This is a genomic window from Actinoplanes lobatus (assembly GCF_014205215.1).
Taxonomy (GTDB): domain Bacteria; phylum Actinomycetota; class Actinomycetes; order Mycobacteriales; family Micromonosporaceae; genus Actinoplanes; species Actinoplanes lobatus.
The window spans coordinates 9,478,232-9,494,608 of sequence record NZ_JACHNC010000001.1; the positions used below are offsets into that span (position 1 = coordinate 9,478,232).

The window sequence follows — 16,377 nt, forward strand, 5'->3', positions numbered from 1 at the left end:
AGGTACGGCCGTGAGCGGCGTTGTTCCCCTCGACTCCCCCGCCCTCGCCGAGTTCTGGACCGAGCGGCACCTGTGCACCCTCACCACCCTGCGCGCCGACGGGTCGCCGCACGTGGTGGCGGTCGGCGCCACCCTCGACCAGGCCGCCGGGCTCGCCCGGGTGATCTCCTTCGACACCTCCACCAAGGTGCGCAACGTCCGGCGCGGGCAGCGGCGGGTGGCGATCTGCCAGATCGACGGCCGCCGCTGGAGCACGATCGAGGGCCTGGCCGTGGTCCTCGACGATCCCTCCTCGGTCGCCGAAGCCGAACGCCGGTACGCCGGCCGCTACCGCACCCCCCGGCCCAACCCGTCCCGGGTCGTCATCGAAGTGACGATCACCCGCGTTCTCGGGTCGGCGACACTACTACCCTCGTAGGTCATGAGCACCTCGCTGTACTCCGCGGAACCCAGCCCGGTCGGCGAGCCGGACAGCGTGCTGCTGCCCGGTCACGACGTGCCGCTCGGGCGGTACACGACGGTGCGCCGCCTGCTCCCGCACCGGAAACGGCGGATGATCGGCGCCTGGTGCTTCGTCGACCACTTCGGGCCCGACGACGTCAGCGGCCGGCCCGGCATGCAGGTCCCGCCCCACCCGCACACCGGCCTGCAGACCGTCACCTGGCTGGTCGAGGGCATCATCGAGCACCGCGACAGCCTCGGCAGCCACCAGCTCATCGCGCCCGGCCAGCTCAACCTGATGACCTCCGGGCACGGCATCGCCCACTCCGAGTACACGCCACCCGACCACCCCGACGGCATGCACGGGCTGCAACTGTGGCTCGCCCTGCCGGAACAGGCCCGGCACGGCGCCGCCCGCTTCGAACACCACGAGGACCTGCCCACCCACCGCGACGGCCCGGTCACCGTCACCGTCGTGATCGGACGGCTCGGCGAACTGACCTCGCCCGCCGGGGTCCACTCGCCGCTGGCCGGGGCCGAGATGCACTACTCGGCGGCGGCCACGCACACCGTCACCCTGGAGTCGTCCTTCGAACACGGGGTGGTGGTGATGTCCGGGACGGCCACCGTCGACGGGACCGTCCTCGAACCCGGGTCGCTGCTGTATCTCGGCTCCGGGCGTACCTCGCTGGATCTTGATGTTTCCGGACCCGCGCGACTGTTCCTGCTCGGCGGCGAGCCGTTCGAGGAACCGCTGGTGATGTGGTGGAACTTCGTCGGCCGCGGCCACGACGACATCGTCCGGGCGCGCGAGCAGTGGATGGCCGGCCTCGGCGCCGAGCGCTTCGGCTTCGTCGGCGGTTGCGCGGCCGACCCGCTTCCGGCTCCCGATCTTCCGACGGTACGGCTGAAGGCGCGCGACCGGCACGGCCGGACCTAGTCAACTACCAGCCCATGAATGGGCGGGTTTGTGGATCGCTTCCCTCGCTGGCTGCGAGGTCAGGCCACGTGTGGGCGGCTGACTGCGCCCCAGCTCTCGGCACCGCGGTGGGCGATGTTGAGGGCCGCGTTGTGGTCGGCGTGGGCAACGACCCCGCACGACCGACAGGTGAAGGTTTCCTGGTTCAGGCGGTTGCGTTTGTCGCGGTGACCGCACCGGTTGCAGGTTTGGGAGGTGTACCGGGGGTCGACTTCGGCCAGCGGTACACCGGCCCGGCGAGCCTTGTACGCCAGAAACGTGCCGAGTTGGTGGAATGACCATGAGGAGAGGGTGACCCGTTGGGGCTTTCTCAGCCGGACCCGGTCGCGGATCCCCGTCAACTGTTCGACGGCGATGCCGCGGCCGGTGCGTGCAGCCTCGGTCACGATGGTCTTGGCGATGACATGGTTGGTGTTCGCGGCGTGCCGTGCTTCCTTCCTGCGGCGGCGGGCCAGCAGCCGTTTCGCCGACTGAGTGCCTTTGGCCTGTAGCCGCTGCCGCAGTCGCTGCTGGCGGCGGCGGTAGCCGTTGAGCTTGGCCCCGGCATACCGGGTGCCATCACTGTCGTAGGCGATGTTGACGATGCCCATGTCGACGCCGAGGAACCCGGCCGGGTCGATCAGGTCGGGTTCGGGCACCTCCACGCTGGCGTACAGGAACCACATGCCGTCACGGTGCACCAGGTCGCACTCACCGACCGGCAGTGTCGCTAACGCTTTGAGCTGATCGGGCGAACCGGTAAAGGCCAGGTTCTTGACCCGCCCGCCGACCGTCCAGATCGACACGGTCCGGGTGTCGTACTGCCAGGACAGCATCCGCGCGTCGTACGGCTGCGCGGCGTCCCAGCGAAAGGTCACCGGGTTGGTCTCCACGGTGCGGCGGCGTCTGCTGCCGGGCTTGCCGTACCGGCTGTTAAGCAGGTTCGCTGTGAGGGTTTTGTACGCGTCGCAAACCTTCTTGATCACATGCTGGGCGGCCTGCGCACCGAGCCGGTGACCGGTCTTGATGTTCTGGTAGGTGTGCTTGCGCAGGTCATAGTTGCGGTAGCAGCCGATCTCACGGGCGGTCGCGGCGACCTCGGAAGCGGCGGTGTTGCAGGCACGCAGGGTAGCGTCCAATGCCGACGCCTGTTCGGGTGTCGGCAGCAGCTTCACCTGCACCACCAGCTTCACACGCGTCATCTTAGCAAGAGACTAGGGGGTGCGATAGTGGCCCGATTCCGATATGCGGCGCGCGGCCGCAGCGTCGCGAACCCGCTGCGGGGAGGCCATACGGGCGGTCCGCGCCGACTTCGCCGCGCAGCCGCGCAGCCGCGCAGCCGCGCAGCCGCGCGAGTTTAATGACAAAGACGATCACCTCCACCGGATCGTGCATCACCCGCCGCCGGTCGCACTCTCCCGGCTGGCCAGCGGCCTCAGGGAGTCTCGGCCCGACGATTGCGACAGGAGCGCAGCGCTCACCTGCGCCGATACTTGTGGGGCGGTCACCTGCGGCCGCCGTCGTACTTCGCCGGATCCTGCGACGGCGCACCACTCGCCGCCCACGAGGACATCGCAACCAAAACGCCCAAGTGGGTAACCGCGTTCCTCCGGGCCGTAAATGGCCGAGGCCCCCTCCTTATGGGGCTACTGAGCTTTACTCTTCGGCGGGTCGTTGCCATGATCATCCGATGACGCCCGCCCGACTCCTCACGGCGCTGGCCGGTGTCCCCGGTCTGCACCCGCGCGCCGACCAGCGGGTCCCCCCGATCATCACCTGGGACGACGGGCCCTGCGGGCAGACCGCGACCGCCGCCCTCGCCGCCGCCGGCTTCCAGGTGAGCGAGCCGTTCTGGGCCGGCGGGCTGGTCGACACCCGCGACCCGGAACCCTGCGTCTTCCAGCGGGTACTGCGCCCGGAGACGGCCGCGCTGCTCTACCTGCACGGCGCCGAACCGGACACACCCGACGGCGACCGTGCCCTGGCGCTGCGGGTCTTCGCCACCGACCTGCCCGGCGAGGGCTACCTGCCCGGCGACCCGTCCGAACACCTCGCCGTCCACCTGCTGGTCGGCGAGGCGGGTGACACCGACTACGGCGGGGACGCGCTGTTCACACAGATGGGCACGGCGGTGCGGGCCACCTTCGGCGGCCGCGCCGGCCTGGTCGAGATCGCCCGCCGGGCCGCCATCTGATGCCGCCCCTCACCCGCCGGGCCGCCCCTACCGGACGGGGTTCCCTCCGGTGAGCGGGCCGGCGCACGCCGGTTACATCCGGGCGGTGGCCGCGGCGCTCGAGGCCGCCGGGGTGCCGGTCGCCGACTGGCGTGCCGACGACGGCGTGCCGCGCGACGGCTGGATCCCGTTCGATCTGGCCCGCCAGGTCCGCCTGCACGGACGGCCGGTCTGGGACCACGACCAGGCCGGGGCCGGATGGTCCGAGGAGGACGGTTGGCATCTGCTCACCGTCGACGACCCGGGTGGCCGCGACATCCGGGTGGCGCGCCCGCTGAACGTGGCCACGGTCGCCGCGCCGTCATCGGTGGCCCGGGCCGTGACCGGGCTGGCCGGCATCCGGCACGGCGGGCCGGCGACCGACTCGCCGGGCCGGGACCCCTCCGCCGGCGGGTTCGCGGTCCGGGAGGTGGACGCCGACTTCGCCGGGCGACGGGCGGGCACCGGGGATCCCGCTTTCGAGGCGGCTCTGCGGCGTTATTCGGCGGGTCGCACAAAGTGCGTTGACGGGTGGCCGGACGCGGCGGAAGGTCGAGGATAGAACGACGACCTCCGACGGAGGACCCCGTGACTCTCGTCGATGCCAGCCGGATCATCCTCATCTTCGCCGCCCCGGCCGTCGTGGTGGCCGCGGTGCGCCATGTGCCCCGGGGCTGCGCGATCCTCGCCGCCCGGTGGCGACAACGGCGACCGGCCGAACCGGCGCCCTACGGCCCACCGATCGAACGGCTCGCCGCCGACCTGCGGCGCCTGCTCCGACTGCACGGGGCGCTCGCCGCGTCGGCGCACGCCGCGATGTCCGCACACCGGCTGTGGGCGGTGGAGGCGGCCATCGGCGCCCGCGCGATCGAGGCGGCCACCGCGCTCGGGGTACCCCATCCGCATCCGTCCCGGGCGGCGGCGCTCACCCGTACCGAATTGTCGTCGATCTTGACCCTTTTGGCGGAGGCGGGCCTGGTGTTGCCGGCCCGGGTCGGCGGATTCACCACCGACGGCCGGCTCTGAAGCAGAGGCGGCGGCGGGCCTGCACCCACCGCCGCCTCCGTCCCGGCCGGCCTGGGAAGGAGAAGACCACCAGCCGGGAATCCCGGGAACAAAGCTCAAGGAGAGGGACGGCGGAAGTCACCGCCCGGGAGGTTCGGGTACTGCGGGGTACGGGTGAGGGGGAACGGCGGCAGGACACAGGTCCCGCCGCCGTCCCTCAACCCGGACAGGCGAAGTCACCGGCCGGAGGACGGAAGGGGGCGCCATCCATGGGCCGGTCTTGGGGGCGACAGTCGCCGACCGGGAGGTCTGGTGGTGATGGGGACGGTGGCGGGAAGGAGGAACCCGCCACCGTCCGCCGGCCCGTCGGCCCCGGTCCGTGCGGACCCACGGACCGGGCGCCGGGCATGCGACGGCCACCGCATCGGGGGGACAGGAGTGGCCGTCTGCCGGAGAAGGTCTGACCGGTGTGTGCCGGGGAGGACGGCGGCGGGAGATGGGCTCCCGCCGCCGCCTCCTGCCCGGCCCCGTGCCGAACCGCCAACCGCGGAGGAGACGAGGGGGGTGTCGTCTCCGCGGAGATCGCTCAGGGCAACGGTGCGGCCGCCTGACTGGGGGGCGGCGACCGCCGGCCGGGAGGCCGAGGGGTCTCAGACCCGGGCGGTGTGGCCCGGGAGATCAGGTCGTGGAAAATCCGCCGAGGACGTCGTTGGCCCCAGCGGGTCGCCCGGCAGAACCGGGCGCTCATCAACCGTGCCAGGCGGGAAGTCCTTGATCCGCGAAAGTCCAGAGTGGTCTTCGACACTTCGTGGTCACCTGTTCAGGGTCATCCACAAGTTCTTAGCTCTCCTGAAAGGGAGCTTAAAAGGTTCTTAAGTCGTCACGTGTGCCGTCACCCCTCAGGAGCGATCCCCGTTGATTGCGGCGGGCCCGGCCGGCCTCTCCCGAACTCCGTGATAGTCACTGCTCAAACCGTTGAACCGGGCAGGTCCGCGAGACGTATACCCCGGTGATCGCGCTATCCCGGCGGGCTGCGGCGCCGGGGCGGTCAACGCTCGCGGGCCGTCCGCGAGGCCGGTGACGGGGCTCCGCAGAGCGGTGGCGCACTTCGCAAATCCGTGGTTAACCTTCCACATCCACCACGTGGCAGGCGTTGATCGCGGAGGGCGAGGGGCGGGCACCGGGGTGCGGAGGTGGGACAGCATGAGGACGGTGGCACGGATGCGGTGTCGGGGCGAGGGGACCCTCCCCAGCCGATTCGGGACCGCGTCATGAGCTTCGAAGACGACGAGTACTGGGAGGACGAGTACAGCGAGTACTCGTTCATGCCGAGTTCCGCGGTCATGCAGGAGAAGCACTACACCAAACGTACGGCCCCGGACCCGGTCATGCCGACCCGCCGCCGGGCCGAAGGCGCCGACGAGATCGCCGCGCAGCGGGCGAAACGGACCGCCTTCGACGGCGAACGGCCGAGCTGGCTCAACGACCCCGACTTCGAGCCGATCGACACCTCCGTCGACAACCTGGTCGGCGACGACTTCGCCGACGTCGACTTCAACCGCCCCGAACTCGGTGTCGACTTCGACAAACCGGACTTTCCGATCATCGACCCGGCGGCCCGGCCCGATCTGCGCCGCGGCGCCGCCCCGCAACGCCGTGGGCCCGACCGGTACGACCGTGCCGCGGACGAGCGCCGCGACCGGCGTACCGATGATCGTGAGCCTGGGCGGCCTTCGGGTGGCCGTTCGGAACGGCGCCCGGACGGGCGTTCTGACCAGCGTCCGGACGGACGTTCGGAGCAGCGCTCGGACGGGCGTTCGGAGCGGCGCGACGGCCGGTATGCCGAGCCTCGGTACCGGGATGAGGCGCCCGGCGGCCGGGACGGCTACGAGCGCGGTTACCGGGACGACCGGGACGACCGCAGGCAGCCCTCCCGCCGGGACCGCGACGACCGCCGTGAGCCCGCTCGCGCCGACTGGACCGAACCGGTACGCGACGACCGCCGGGACCCCCGAGTCGATCGGGCGGGCTCCCGCGACGTCCGGGACCCCCGCGACCTGCGCGACTCCCCCGACGTCCGTGGCACACGGGACCTTCGCGACACTTCCGGCATCCGCGATCCACGGGACCCCCGGGATCTTCGCGACACCTCCGACATCCGCGGCTCACGGGGTCCCCGCGACTCTCGGGACCCCCGCGACCCTCAGGACCCCCGCACCTCTCGCGAGGGCCGGGACACTCGCGACCTTCGGGACTCGCGCGATCCGCGGCGCGGCGAAGGCCGCGAGCCTGCCCGGGCGGACCGGGCGGATTCCGCTCGCCGCGAAGGCGGCCGTTCCGAGTGGGCCGAGCCGTCACGGGACGAGCGCCGCGACAACCGTCCGCCGCGCGACGACCGGCGCGGCCGGCGGGCCGTCGAGATCGGACCGGACGAGCTGTGGGGCGACGACGGCGACCTCGGCCGGGAGCGTGCCGCCGAGCCGGTCCTCGAGGACGAGCGGCGGGCCGCCGGACGGACCATCGAACTGGGCGCCGACGAGTTCTGGGAGGAGCCCGCGGCCTCGCGGGGCAGCGTCACCGAGATCGAGCCGGAGCGGCAGCGCGGGCCGGCACCGGCACCGGCATCCCGCAACGAGCCTGGGCGCGCCGCTCAAGCCTGGGACGACGAGGACTTCGGGCCGATCCGGCCGCCCGGCGGCCGGCGTCCGCGCCGCGACGAGGCGGAGGAACGGCAGGCCCCGGCGCCTCGCCGCGACGACCTCGCGGTAACCGGGCGCGCGCAGATACCGGCTCCGGGTGCGGCGGAACCGCACGAGTCCTACCAGCCCGACGGGGAGCGCCGCGGCGCCCTCCCGGCCGGCGGGGACGGGCGCCCCGCCCTCGAACCGGACCAGCGTCCCGCTGCCCGGGAAGCGGGCGACCGCCGCCGTCCCGGCACGCAGGACTCCGGCAACCGCCAGCGTCCCGGCGCACAGGAACCCGGCGACCGGGCACGTCCCGGCACGCAGGAGCCCGGCAACCAACAGCGTCCCGGCACGCAGGGACCCGGCGACCAGCAGCGTCCCGGCACGCAGGACTCCGGCGACCGCCGGCGTCCCGGCGCACAGGAACCCGGCGACCGGGCACGTCCCGGCACGCAGGAGCCCGGCGACCGGCAGCATCCTGGATTCCAGGACGCGGACCGTCAGCGCCTGGCTGGTGGAGCCTGGGCGAACAATCCCGGCACGGCCGCCTCGGGCGTGGCCGGGAACGAGACGTCCGGATCCGGCGCGGGCCGGGCGGACGATGGGCGCGGGCCGACCGGGTTCGGCTCTGCGGCTCCCGCGCAGGGCGCCGAGGTTTCCGTCCCGGCCGAGGCCGGGCGTGGCGTGCCGCCGGTCACCGGCGAAGCGGCGGTGCGCGACGGCCGGCCGTACCCGGCGGAGCCCGACCCGGACAGTTCCGGCCCGATCCCGGCAGGGGCTCGCGGGCAGGCGCCCTCGGAGCCGGGTGGTCAAGTGGCGGCGGCCGGTTCCGGCGCCACGGGACCCGCGAACGCGGATGCGCCGCCTGAAGGCAACGAGCGGCGGGGTGAATCCTGGCGGTCGAAGGTGGTTCGCCTCCTGCCCGGTCAGCGCCGGGCGGCCGCGAACAGCCCCACGGAGCCGACAGCCGACCTGACCGACCGCGGGCACGGCCCGGACGGGTCCGCCATCGCCGCCGCACAGGCCCAGGAGGCGCAGGCCTACCGCGCCGAGCAGCCCCCGCGGGATCCGGCCGTCGAACGGGGTCAGCCGGCCTACGGCACGGCGCCGGGCACTGAGCGCCACGGCTCCGGCGACCGGATCCGCTCCGGCATGGAGGACGGCGGGAATCAGCCGAGGCCCGGAAGCGGACATGACGCGGACCAGCCCGGTTCGAGCACCGGACGAGGCATGGGCCAGCCCGGTTCAAGCACCGGACGCAGCGCGGGCCAGCCGGGTTCGAACAGCGAACGCGGCATGGGCCAACCAGGTTCGAACGACGGACGTGCCATGGGCCAGCCGGCTTCGAACGACGGGCATGGCGCGGGCCAGCCGGGTTCGAGCGACGGACGTGTTGCGGATCTGCGGGGATCGGGAAGTGGGTATCCCGCGGGGCAGCCCGGTTCCGTGGGTGGGCACCGCGCGGACAAGCCGTCTGTGGGCCACGGTCCGGGTGGGCATCGCGCGGACTCGGGAAACGGGCGGGGAGTCGGCGGCGAGGCCGGTTCGGACCGGGTGGTTGCCGGGGACGAAGAGACCAGGGACCTGCGGGAATCCGGGTCCTGGCCGGTGCCGGGCAGCGAGACGGCCGACGGGAACGGTACGCGGGAGGACGGTCCTCGTGTGGTGCGGCGGGCGGAGCCGCCCGTACCGCCGAAGGTTGTCAGCAGGACCACTCCGCCGCCCGCGCCGCGCGTGATCAAGGCTGACCCGCCGGCGACGCCGCGGGTTGTCGCGGCGCCGACGCCTGTGCCGCCGGCTCGCGTGATCGGGCCGAACGGGCCGCAACCAGCCGTCGAGCCCGCCCGGCCGGCAGCCGGGACGGATGACACACATCGCCCGCACGATCCCGCCCCGGCGCAGTGGGGTGGCCCGGATGCCTCGCGCGCACCGCACGACCCCGCTGCGGCGCAGTGGGCCGAGAGCGCGGGCATGCCGGGTGATCCGGCCGGTGGCCGGTGGGGTGGTCCGGCGGACCCGCGGGGTACCGGGGGCGGTGAGGGGTGGCAGACGAACAACCCCTACGTGACCGGGGAGATCCGGCGGCCGGACGAGGCTCAGCCGGAGGTTCCGCAGCAGCGTTCCCGGCGGTCGCCCCGGGCGGCGCACGTGTTCCTCTCCGAGGGTGACGGGCCGTGGGCGATCGTGCCGGACGAGGCTCAGTCGCCCGCCGGATCACGGCCGGTGTCACCGGCGCGGCCGCCGGTGGTTCCCGGGGCGGGTGCCGTGGGTCAGCCTGGCATGGTCCCGGGTGGTCAGCCCGGTGCGAATCCGGGTGGTCAGCCGGGTGCCGTTCCCGGTGGTCAGCCCTCTCCCGCGTCGGCATGGCCGCCCGCGGTTCGGCCGGACGCGAGCCGGCCCGTTTCGGGGGCTCCGGGCGCGCCGCGGCCGGAGAATGCCTGGCCGCCCGCGGTTCGGCAGAGTCCGGGCGGGGACGGGCAGGCGTGGCCGGCGCCCGGCCGGCAGCCGCCCGCGGCCGGATGGCCCACGCCTCCGGTGGAGGGGTCGGCGCCGGTTCGGACGGGACCGCAGCCCTCGTCCCCGGCCGGACCGAACGCGACAGCCACGGGCCCGGCGCCGCTCGCCACAGGCCAGGGCGGGACCGGACCCACGGGTCCGGCGCCGCTCGCCCCGCAGCAGGGCGGGACCGGACCGAACGCGGCGCACGCAGGCCCGATTCCGATCGCCGCGGACCAGGGTGGGGCCAGGCGGCCCAGCCCGAAAGCGGCGCCCAAGGCGGTCCCGCCGCCGCCCGGATGGACCGGGACGCGGCCCGCAGCCGACGGTGTCGCTCCTCGTTCGGCACCTCCCGCCGGGACATGGCGGGAGGCGGGACAGGGCGCACCCTCCGGGACACCGCCCACCACGGCATCGTGGGAGGACGGGCGGCCCGGGCTCACGCCTCGCTCGCCCGTACCGGATCGGTCGGGGTGGAATGCCGCGACACCGATCTCGGTCCCTCCGGTGAACGAGGCGGACGGCGGCCAGAACCGGCAGGCCGGGCCCGTGCCGGCGCCGCCGGTGGACGGCCTCGGCGGGCCGGTGCGGCCGACGAGTCCCGCCGTGCCCGGGACGGCTCGTGCGCAGTCGCTCGGCGACCTTCCGGTAGTTCAGGGACGTGGGCCGGATTCCCGTCCGGGTGCGCAGCCGGGCGGCCGCACGGAGCAGCCGCGCGACGAAAAGGTCGGCGGCGGTTCCGACGGCCGCTCCTCGGACGCGGTTCGCCGGGACGAGCAGCCGAACGGTCAGCCGGCCGGGCAGGCGGTCCCGAGCGGAACGCAGAGCGAGCCGGCTCGGGACGCGATTTCCGGACCGATCCCGGGTGGGGCGACCGCTGGGCGACCGACGGTGGCGCTGCCGCGTCCGGCCGCGGGAGCCGACCACGGCGAGACCGCGGCCCGCGAGCGGATCGGATTCCCGCTGACGCGTCCCGGCCAGGCCGGCCCGGACGCGGCGCAGACCGGGCCGGAAGAGGCGCAGACGGGGCGGGAAACCGCGCAGACCGGGCCGGAGACGCCCCAGGGCCGAACCGGAGCCGCGTCACCACAGGCCCACGCCGAAGCGGCACCGGCACCGGGCCGGCCCACGGCCGAAGGCGACCGGCCCGCGGCATCCGCGCAGCCCGAGGTGGTGCGGGACCGGGCCGACATGGTGCGCGACTGGGCCGACACGGATCAGCCGTACATGGATGCGGACGGGGCGCTGCACAACCTGCGGCCGATCGCCCGCCTGGAGACCTCCGGGCCGGACACCGAGCCGCGGCGGTACTCGGACACCGCCCTCGGTAGCGGCTGGTTCGTCAGCAAGGCGCCGGCGAAGACCGAGGACGCCACCGGCACCGATGAGGCCACGGAGGAGACGCCCGAGGAGACGAAGCCCGCGCAGAGCGAGGCCGCGGAGACGACGGTCGAGGACGAGCAGCCGCAGGGCCCGGAACTGGCCCCGCATCTGCCGCTGACCGCCGCCGACCTGTCCGCGATCCGCTGGCGGCTGGACGGCGCCAGCCTCCGTGAGGTGGTCGACGACCGGAACGCGCTGCGCGAGCTGGGCGAACGCCTGGACGGCCCGCTGGCTGACGAGGCCGACAACATCGTCAAGGCGGGGCTGCTGAGCGTACGCGCGGAGGTGTACCGCCTCCTGGGTGAACTGGGCATGGCCGCGGCCGCCGCCCGGCTGGCCCTGGCGCACGCCGAGTCGGCGAAGGACCTTCAGTCGCAGGTGATCGCGCAGGCCGAGCTGGCCCACGTGCTGCGGCTTCGGGGCGACTACATGGAGGCGGACCGGCTGTTCCAGCGGGCGGTGGACGCGGAGGTTCCGGCCGCCGTGCGCAGCGTGGTCCACGAGAACGCCGGGCGCAGCTGTTTCGACCAGAACCGGCACATGGAGGCGCTGGACCATTTCGCGCGGGCGATCCGGTTGGGTTCGCCGGAGGACACCGATCTGGTGGAGCGCATCGGGGTGTGCCTGGAGGCCGTCTACATCCATGTGCTGCGGGACGGCTGGGGCCCGTACCCGAGGAAGTCTCCGGAGATCAGGGCGCCGCTGGGCGCGCGCCCGGCCGCCGAGGGTGAGGAGGCACTCACCGAGTCGACGGCCGAGCATCCGGTGGTGGATCCGCGGCGGTAGTCAGGCCGCCAGGCGGGCCGGGGTGGCCATCATGCTGCGCCCGCGCCCGCCTTCCTTGGCCCGGTAGAGGGCGGCGTCGGCGACCCGCTGGAGGTCGTCGGGGCCGGCGGCGTGGTCGGGGGCGACGGCGATGCCGATGCTGAGCCGGGGCGGCCCGCACGGCAGGCCGGTGGCGCCGGACACCCGGGTACGAACCTGCTCGGCGTATCGGAGCGCACCGTACGGGGCGGCCCGGAGGAGGACGGCGAACTCGTCCCCGCCGAGCCGGGCCACCATGTGCCCACGGTCGTCGGCGGCGTCCCGCAGGGCGTCTGCGACGGCACATAGTGCCTGGTCCCCGATGGCGTGCCCCCACGTGTCGTTGATCGTCTTGAAGTGGTCGACGTCGATCATCACGAGGGCGAGGGGGTCTTCCGGCCGGGCCCGGGTGACGGCACGGCCGATCTCGGCGTCGAAGGCGCGCCGGTTGGCGGCGCCGGTGAGCGGGTCGGAGGTGGCCTGGTTCTCCAGGACGTCACGGAGCCGGTCGTTGCGTTCGCGAAGGCCGGCCACGACGATCGCGGTCATCGACATGGCGACGGTCATGGCGATCCAGTCGTTGAGCGCGTGGGCGCCGTCGGTGAATTGGAAGGCGATGAGGGCGTGCCCGGCGGAGATCGCCGCGATGACGAGGCCGGTGAGGGTGCGGCCGAGGAACGACGCGGCGTAGAGCAGCGGCCACAGGTAGAACAGTTGCGGGCCCAGGGTGGCGTCCTCGGTGGCGACGTTCAGCCCGGTGACCACGGCGATCCCGAGGAACGGCACGACCGGCCAGAAGAGGGCGGGCATGCGCTCCGGGAGGTTCAGGCAGACCATGCCGATCACGAAGGCGACGGCCGAGGTGACACCGAGCGTGATCAGCTGGGGCAGCGGATCGCCGAGCTTCATGAGGACGCCGGTGATCAGGTTGTACGGCGCGGCCGCCAGCATCAGACAGGCGACGGCACGGGCGGCGCCGTGCAGGTCACGCAGCTGAATGGGCAAGGCCGTTCACCTCCGGGGGTTCGATCCTGAATCTCATTCGGTACGGCCGGCGGTGACCTGAGGGGTTATTCGGTACGCAGGGCGACGACCGGGTCGAGCCGGCCGGCCCGCTGCGCCGGCACCACCCCGAAGATGATCCCGACGGCGGCCGAAACCCCGAAGGCCAGTGCCATGGACCACCAGGTCAGGGCGGCCGGGACCGGGCTGAGCCGGTCGACGAGCAGGGCCGCGGAGCCGCCCAGCAGCATGCCGAGCACGCCGCCGGTGGTGGTGAGCAGCACCGCTTCGAGGAGGAACTGGACGCCGATGTCGCGGGGCCGGGCGCCGACCGCCTTGCGCAGGCCGATCTCCTTCGTCCGCTCGCGCACCGAGACGAGCATGATGTTGGAGACGCCGACGCCGCCGACGAGCAGGCTGATCCCGGCGATGGCGGCGAGCACCCCGGTGAGCACTCCGAGGATGTCGCCGAGCACGCCGAGGATCTGCTCCTGGGTGACCGCGGAGAAGTCGGTGTCCGGGTGCCGTTCGGCGAGTGTCGCGACGACGGCGTCGGAGAGTTCGCCGATGCGTTCCCGGTCGGGGGCGCGGATCGCGATGCCGTCGATGCGTTCGGTGCCGAGCAGGCGCTGCGCGGCGGTGACCGGTACGTGCACCTCGCCGTCCCGGTCGACGCCGAGGCTCTGCCCGAGCGGCTCGAACACCCCGATCACCCGGAACCGGACCCCGCCGATGGTGATCTGCCGGCCGATCGGGTCCCGGTCGCCGAACAGGTCCCGGGCCGTCCCGGCGCCGAGCACCGCGACCCGGCGGCCGGTGCTCACATCGGTCCTGGTCAGGTAGCTGCCCCGGTCGAGGCGGCGGACGAAGACGGTCGGCGTGGTCTCGAGGACGCCCTGCATGCTGGAGAAGCGGGTGCGCGAGCCGGCGCGTACCGTCTCGCCGGAGGCGATGGTGACCGCGACCCGCGTCCGATCGCCGACCACCCGGTTGATCGCGTCGATGTCGTCGAGGGTGAGCGGCGAGGACGTGGGCGCCGAGCCCGCCTCGATCCGGCCGGGCACGACCAGCAGCAGGTTGGAGCCGAGCCCTTCGACCTGGCGCTCGATCTGTTCCTTGGTGCCGGTGCCGATGGCGACCAGGGCGACGACGGCGGCCACCCCGATGACCACGCCGAGCATGGTGAGCAGGCTGCGCAGCCGGTTGGCGCGCAGCGCGTCGAGGGCGACCCGCCACGCCTCAGCGAGTCGCACTGATCAGCCCGTCCTTCATCACGATCTGCCGCCGGGCCCGGGCCGCGACCTCCCGGTCGTGGGTGACCAGCACGATCGCCACGCCGTCGTCGTTGAGCGATTCGAGCAGGGCGAGGACGGACTGGCCGGTGGCCGAGTCGAGGTTGCCGGTGGGTTCGTCGGCGAGCAGCACCGACGGCCCGGTGACCAGGGCCCGGGCGATGGCGACGCGCTGCTGTTCCCCGCCGGACATCTGGTTGGGCCGGTGGGTGATCCGGTGGGCGAGGCCGACGCGTTCGAGCATGGCGGCGGCGCGGTCCCGGCGTTCGCGCCGGCCGATGCCGCGGTAGACCAGCGGCAGGCCGACGTTGTCCTGGGCGGTGGTACGGGCGAGCAGGTGGAACGACTGGAAGACGAACCCGATCGTGGTGTTGCGCAGTTCGGCGAGCTCGTTGGGGGTGAGCCGGGCGACGTCGCGGCCGCCGATCAGCAGGGTGCCGCCGGTGGGCCGGTCCAGGCCGCCGAGCAGGTGCATGAGTGTCGACTTGCCGGAGCCGGAGGTGCCGACGATGGCCACGTAGTCGCCGGGTTCGACGGTGAGGGACACGCCGCGCAGCGCCGGCACCGACAGGCCGTCGAGCTGGTAGGTGCGGCTCACGTCCTGGGCGACGATGGCCGGGGTGGTCACGGCACCTCGTCCCCGGCGCTCACCTGGTCGGCGCCGGCGATCACCACCCGCTCCCCCGCGCGGACGCCGGACAGGACCTGCACGACGTCCTCGCCCTGGACGCCGAGCCGCACCGGGACGGCGGTGTACCTCCCGTCGCGCACCGTCCAGACGGTGTCCCGGCCGTCGGCGGCGACCACCGCCGAGGCGGGCACGGTGACCGCTCCGGCCGCCTGCCGCACCTTGAGACGGATCACGGCGCTCATCCCGGGGCGTGGGACGGGCGCGGTCTCGCCGCTGTCCGGGTACCGGCCCTCGGCGAGTTCCAGGCGGACCCGGTAGGAGACGCCGCCGCGGGCCGAGGTGGTGGGCAGCAGGTCGACGGCGCGGACGGTGGCCGGGTAGCGGGCGCCGGGCGCGGCGTCGAGCTCCACCTCCGCCTCGACGCCGTCCTCGACCAGCAGCACGTCGGTCTCGTCGACCTCGGCGGAGAGCCCGAGCCGGCCGGTGTCGACCACGGTGATCACAGGGGTGCCGGCGGCCACGTAGCCGCCCTCCGGCACGGCTGCGTCCACACCGGACGACACGGTCCCGGTGGTCTGCGGGACCTGGCCGCTCTCCAGCAGCCCGGCCAGGGAGCCGCTGCCGCCGGCCGGGGGTGGCCCGCCGTACTGGACGACCCCGGCGACCGGGGCTTTCAGAGTGAGGGCGTCGACGGCCGCGTCGGCCAGCTGGTACGCCTGCTCAGCCTGCATCCGCTGCGCCGCGGCGAGCGAGCCCATGGCCCGCCCGAGCGACGCCACACCGCGCTGCACGGATCGCAGCGCCGCGGCCGAGGCGGCCGACGCCGTCTCGTACTGGTTCTCGGCGGCGTCCACCTGCCGCAGCAGCGCCGCACGCACCCCCGGGTCCGCGATCTGCCCGGCCGCGTCCCGGGCCTGCTCGAACGCGGCCGCCGCCTGCCTGTCGGTCCGTTTCCGCACGGCCGTGAACTCCGCGGTGCCGCCGACCGGGACGCTCCCTCCGGACGGCGCCTGGTCGAGGGCCTCCCGCGCCGCGTCCCGCCGCCGCTCCAGCTCCGGCGAGTCGATGACGGCGAGCACGTCGCCCTTCGCCACCCGCTCCCCCGGCTCGGCGAGCAGCTCACGCAGCGTGCCGGCGGCCGGGGCGGTCAGCGTCGCGGCGGTCCGGGCGGTCACCGTCCCGGGGGCCTCGACGATCTCGTCGACCGTCCCGACCTCGGCGGACCCCAGCCGGACGGCGCTCGCCTCGTTGTCGCAGGCGGCGCCGGTCTGCGACAGGAGCAGGACACCGAGAGACATGATCACGGCACGTGAGCGGGCGCGAGACACAGAGGCCACTCTATGCCGAGAACGCGCCGCCGGCTTTCCCCGAGATATCAAAACCTTTCTCTCGTACGGGCTACGCGCACCCGATCGTCCAGGGGGGCGATCGTCTGCCCACACCGGGCCGTGGGGCCGCTGCGGGGGATG

11 protein-coding genes are annotated in these 16,377 nt (G+C 73.8%); 6 read left to right on the forward strand and 5 right to left on the reverse strand.

The window, feature by feature from the left end; all coding sequences use genetic code 11:
- The first annotated feature begins 10 nt into the window (after positions 1-10).
- A complete protein-coding gene (locus BJ964_RS43110) occupies positions 11-418 on the forward strand; it encodes a pyridoxamine 5'-phosphate oxidase family protein (protein WP_188126042.1) in 408 nt (135 codons plus the stop codon).
- A gap of 3 nt (positions 419-421) precedes the next feature.
- The gene (locus BJ964_RS43115) at positions 422-1,381 is read left to right on the forward strand and encodes a pirin family protein (protein ID WP_188126043.1); all 960 of its coding nucleotides are present in this window, start codon (positions 422-424) and stop codon (positions 1,379-1,381) included.
- 59 nt (positions 1,382-1,440) lie between these two features.
- Here the strand turns inward: BJ964_RS43115 and BJ964_RS43120 are convergent, their stop codons facing one another.
- A complete protein-coding gene (locus BJ964_RS43120) occupies positions 1,441-2,601 on the reverse strand; it encodes an RNA-guided endonuclease InsQ/TnpB family protein (RefSeq protein ID WP_188126044.1) in 1,161 nt (386 codons plus the stop codon).
- A 488-nt stretch (positions 2,602-3,089) separates the two neighbouring features.
- On the opposite strand from BJ964_RS43120, the gene BJ964_RS43125 reads away from it, so the two are divergent.
- The 4 genes from BJ964_RS43125 to BJ964_RS43140 all read left to right on the forward strand — a co-directional run bounded on the left by BJ964_RS43125 (position 3,090) and on the right by BJ964_RS43140 (position 11,965).
- Positions 3,090-3,593 (forward strand): hypothetical protein, encoded by a 504-nt coding sequence (locus BJ964_RS43125; protein WP_188126045.1) that lies wholly within the window; start codon positions 3,090-3,092, stop codon positions 3,591-3,593.
- 49 nt (positions 3,594-3,642) lie between these two features.
- Positions 3,643-4,173, forward strand: a complete 531-nt coding sequence (locus BJ964_RS43130; RefSeq protein WP_188126046.1) for a DUF6292 family protein — start codon at positions 3,643-3,645, stop codon at positions 4,171-4,173.
- A gap of 26 nt (positions 4,174-4,199) precedes the next feature.
- The gene (locus BJ964_RS43135; RefSeq protein ID WP_229806806.1) at positions 4,200-4,637 is read left to right on the forward strand and encodes a hypothetical protein; all 438 of its coding nucleotides are present in this window, start codon (positions 4,200-4,202) and stop codon (positions 4,635-4,637) included.
- Positions 4,638-5,887: 1,250 nt separating this feature from the next.
- Positions 5,888-11,965, forward strand: coding sequence for a hypothetical protein (locus BJ964_RS43140; RefSeq protein ID WP_188126047.1), 6,078 nt, complete (start codon positions 5,888-5,890; stop codon positions 11,963-11,965).
- Here the strand turns inward: BJ964_RS43140 and BJ964_RS43145 are convergent, their stop codons facing one another.
- From BJ964_RS43145 to BJ964_RS43160, 4 genes are all read right to left on the reverse strand, one after another.
- Positions 11,966-12,988, reverse strand: coding sequence for a GGDEF domain-containing protein (locus tag BJ964_RS43145; protein WP_188126048.1), 1,023 nt, complete (start codon positions 12,986-12,988; stop codon positions 11,966-11,968). It lies immediately after the preceding gene.
- 65 nt (positions 12,989-13,053) lie between these two features.
- Complete coding sequence (locus BJ964_RS43150) at positions 13,054-14,238, reverse strand: ABC transporter permease (protein WP_188126049.1); 1,185 nt, start codon at positions 14,236-14,238, stop codon at positions 13,054-13,056.
- Positions 14,225-14,905 (reverse strand): ABC transporter ATP-binding protein, encoded by a 681-nt coding sequence (locus BJ964_RS43155; protein ID WP_188126050.1) that lies wholly within the window; start codon positions 14,903-14,905, stop codon positions 14,225-14,227. The genes BJ964_RS43150 and BJ964_RS43155 overlap by 14 nt, the downstream gene beginning before the upstream one ends.
- Complete coding sequence (locus BJ964_RS43160; protein ID WP_188126051.1) at positions 14,902-16,206, reverse strand: efflux RND transporter periplasmic adaptor subunit; 1,305 nt, start codon at positions 16,204-16,206, stop codon at positions 14,902-14,904. The genes BJ964_RS43155 and BJ964_RS43160 overlap by 4 nt, the downstream gene beginning before the upstream one ends.
- Positions 16,207-16,377 lie beyond the last annotated feature (171 nt).

Excerpts from the sequence above, each read along its gene's own strand:
- BJ964_RS43160 (WP_188126051.1), bottom strand. The coding sequence starts at position 16,206 with ATGTCTCTCGGTGTCCTGCTCCTGTCGCAGACCGGCGCCGCCTGCGAC.
- BJ964_RS43120 (WP_188126044.1), bottom strand. The coding sequence starts at position 2,601 with ATGACGCGTGTGAAGCTGGTGGTGCAGGTGAAGCTGCTGCCGACACCC.
- BJ964_RS43115 (WP_188126043.1), top strand. The coding sequence starts at position 422 with ATGAGCACCTCGCTGTACTCCGCGGAACCCAGCCCGGTCGGCGAGCCG.
- BJ964_RS43125 (WP_188126045.1), top strand. The coding sequence starts at position 3,090 with ATGACGCCCGCCCGACTCCTCACGGCGCTGGCCGGTGTCCCCGGTCTG.
- BJ964_RS43140 (WP_188126047.1), top strand. The coding sequence starts at position 5,888 with ATGAGCTTCGAAGACGACGAGTACTGGGAGGACGAGTACAGCGAGTAC.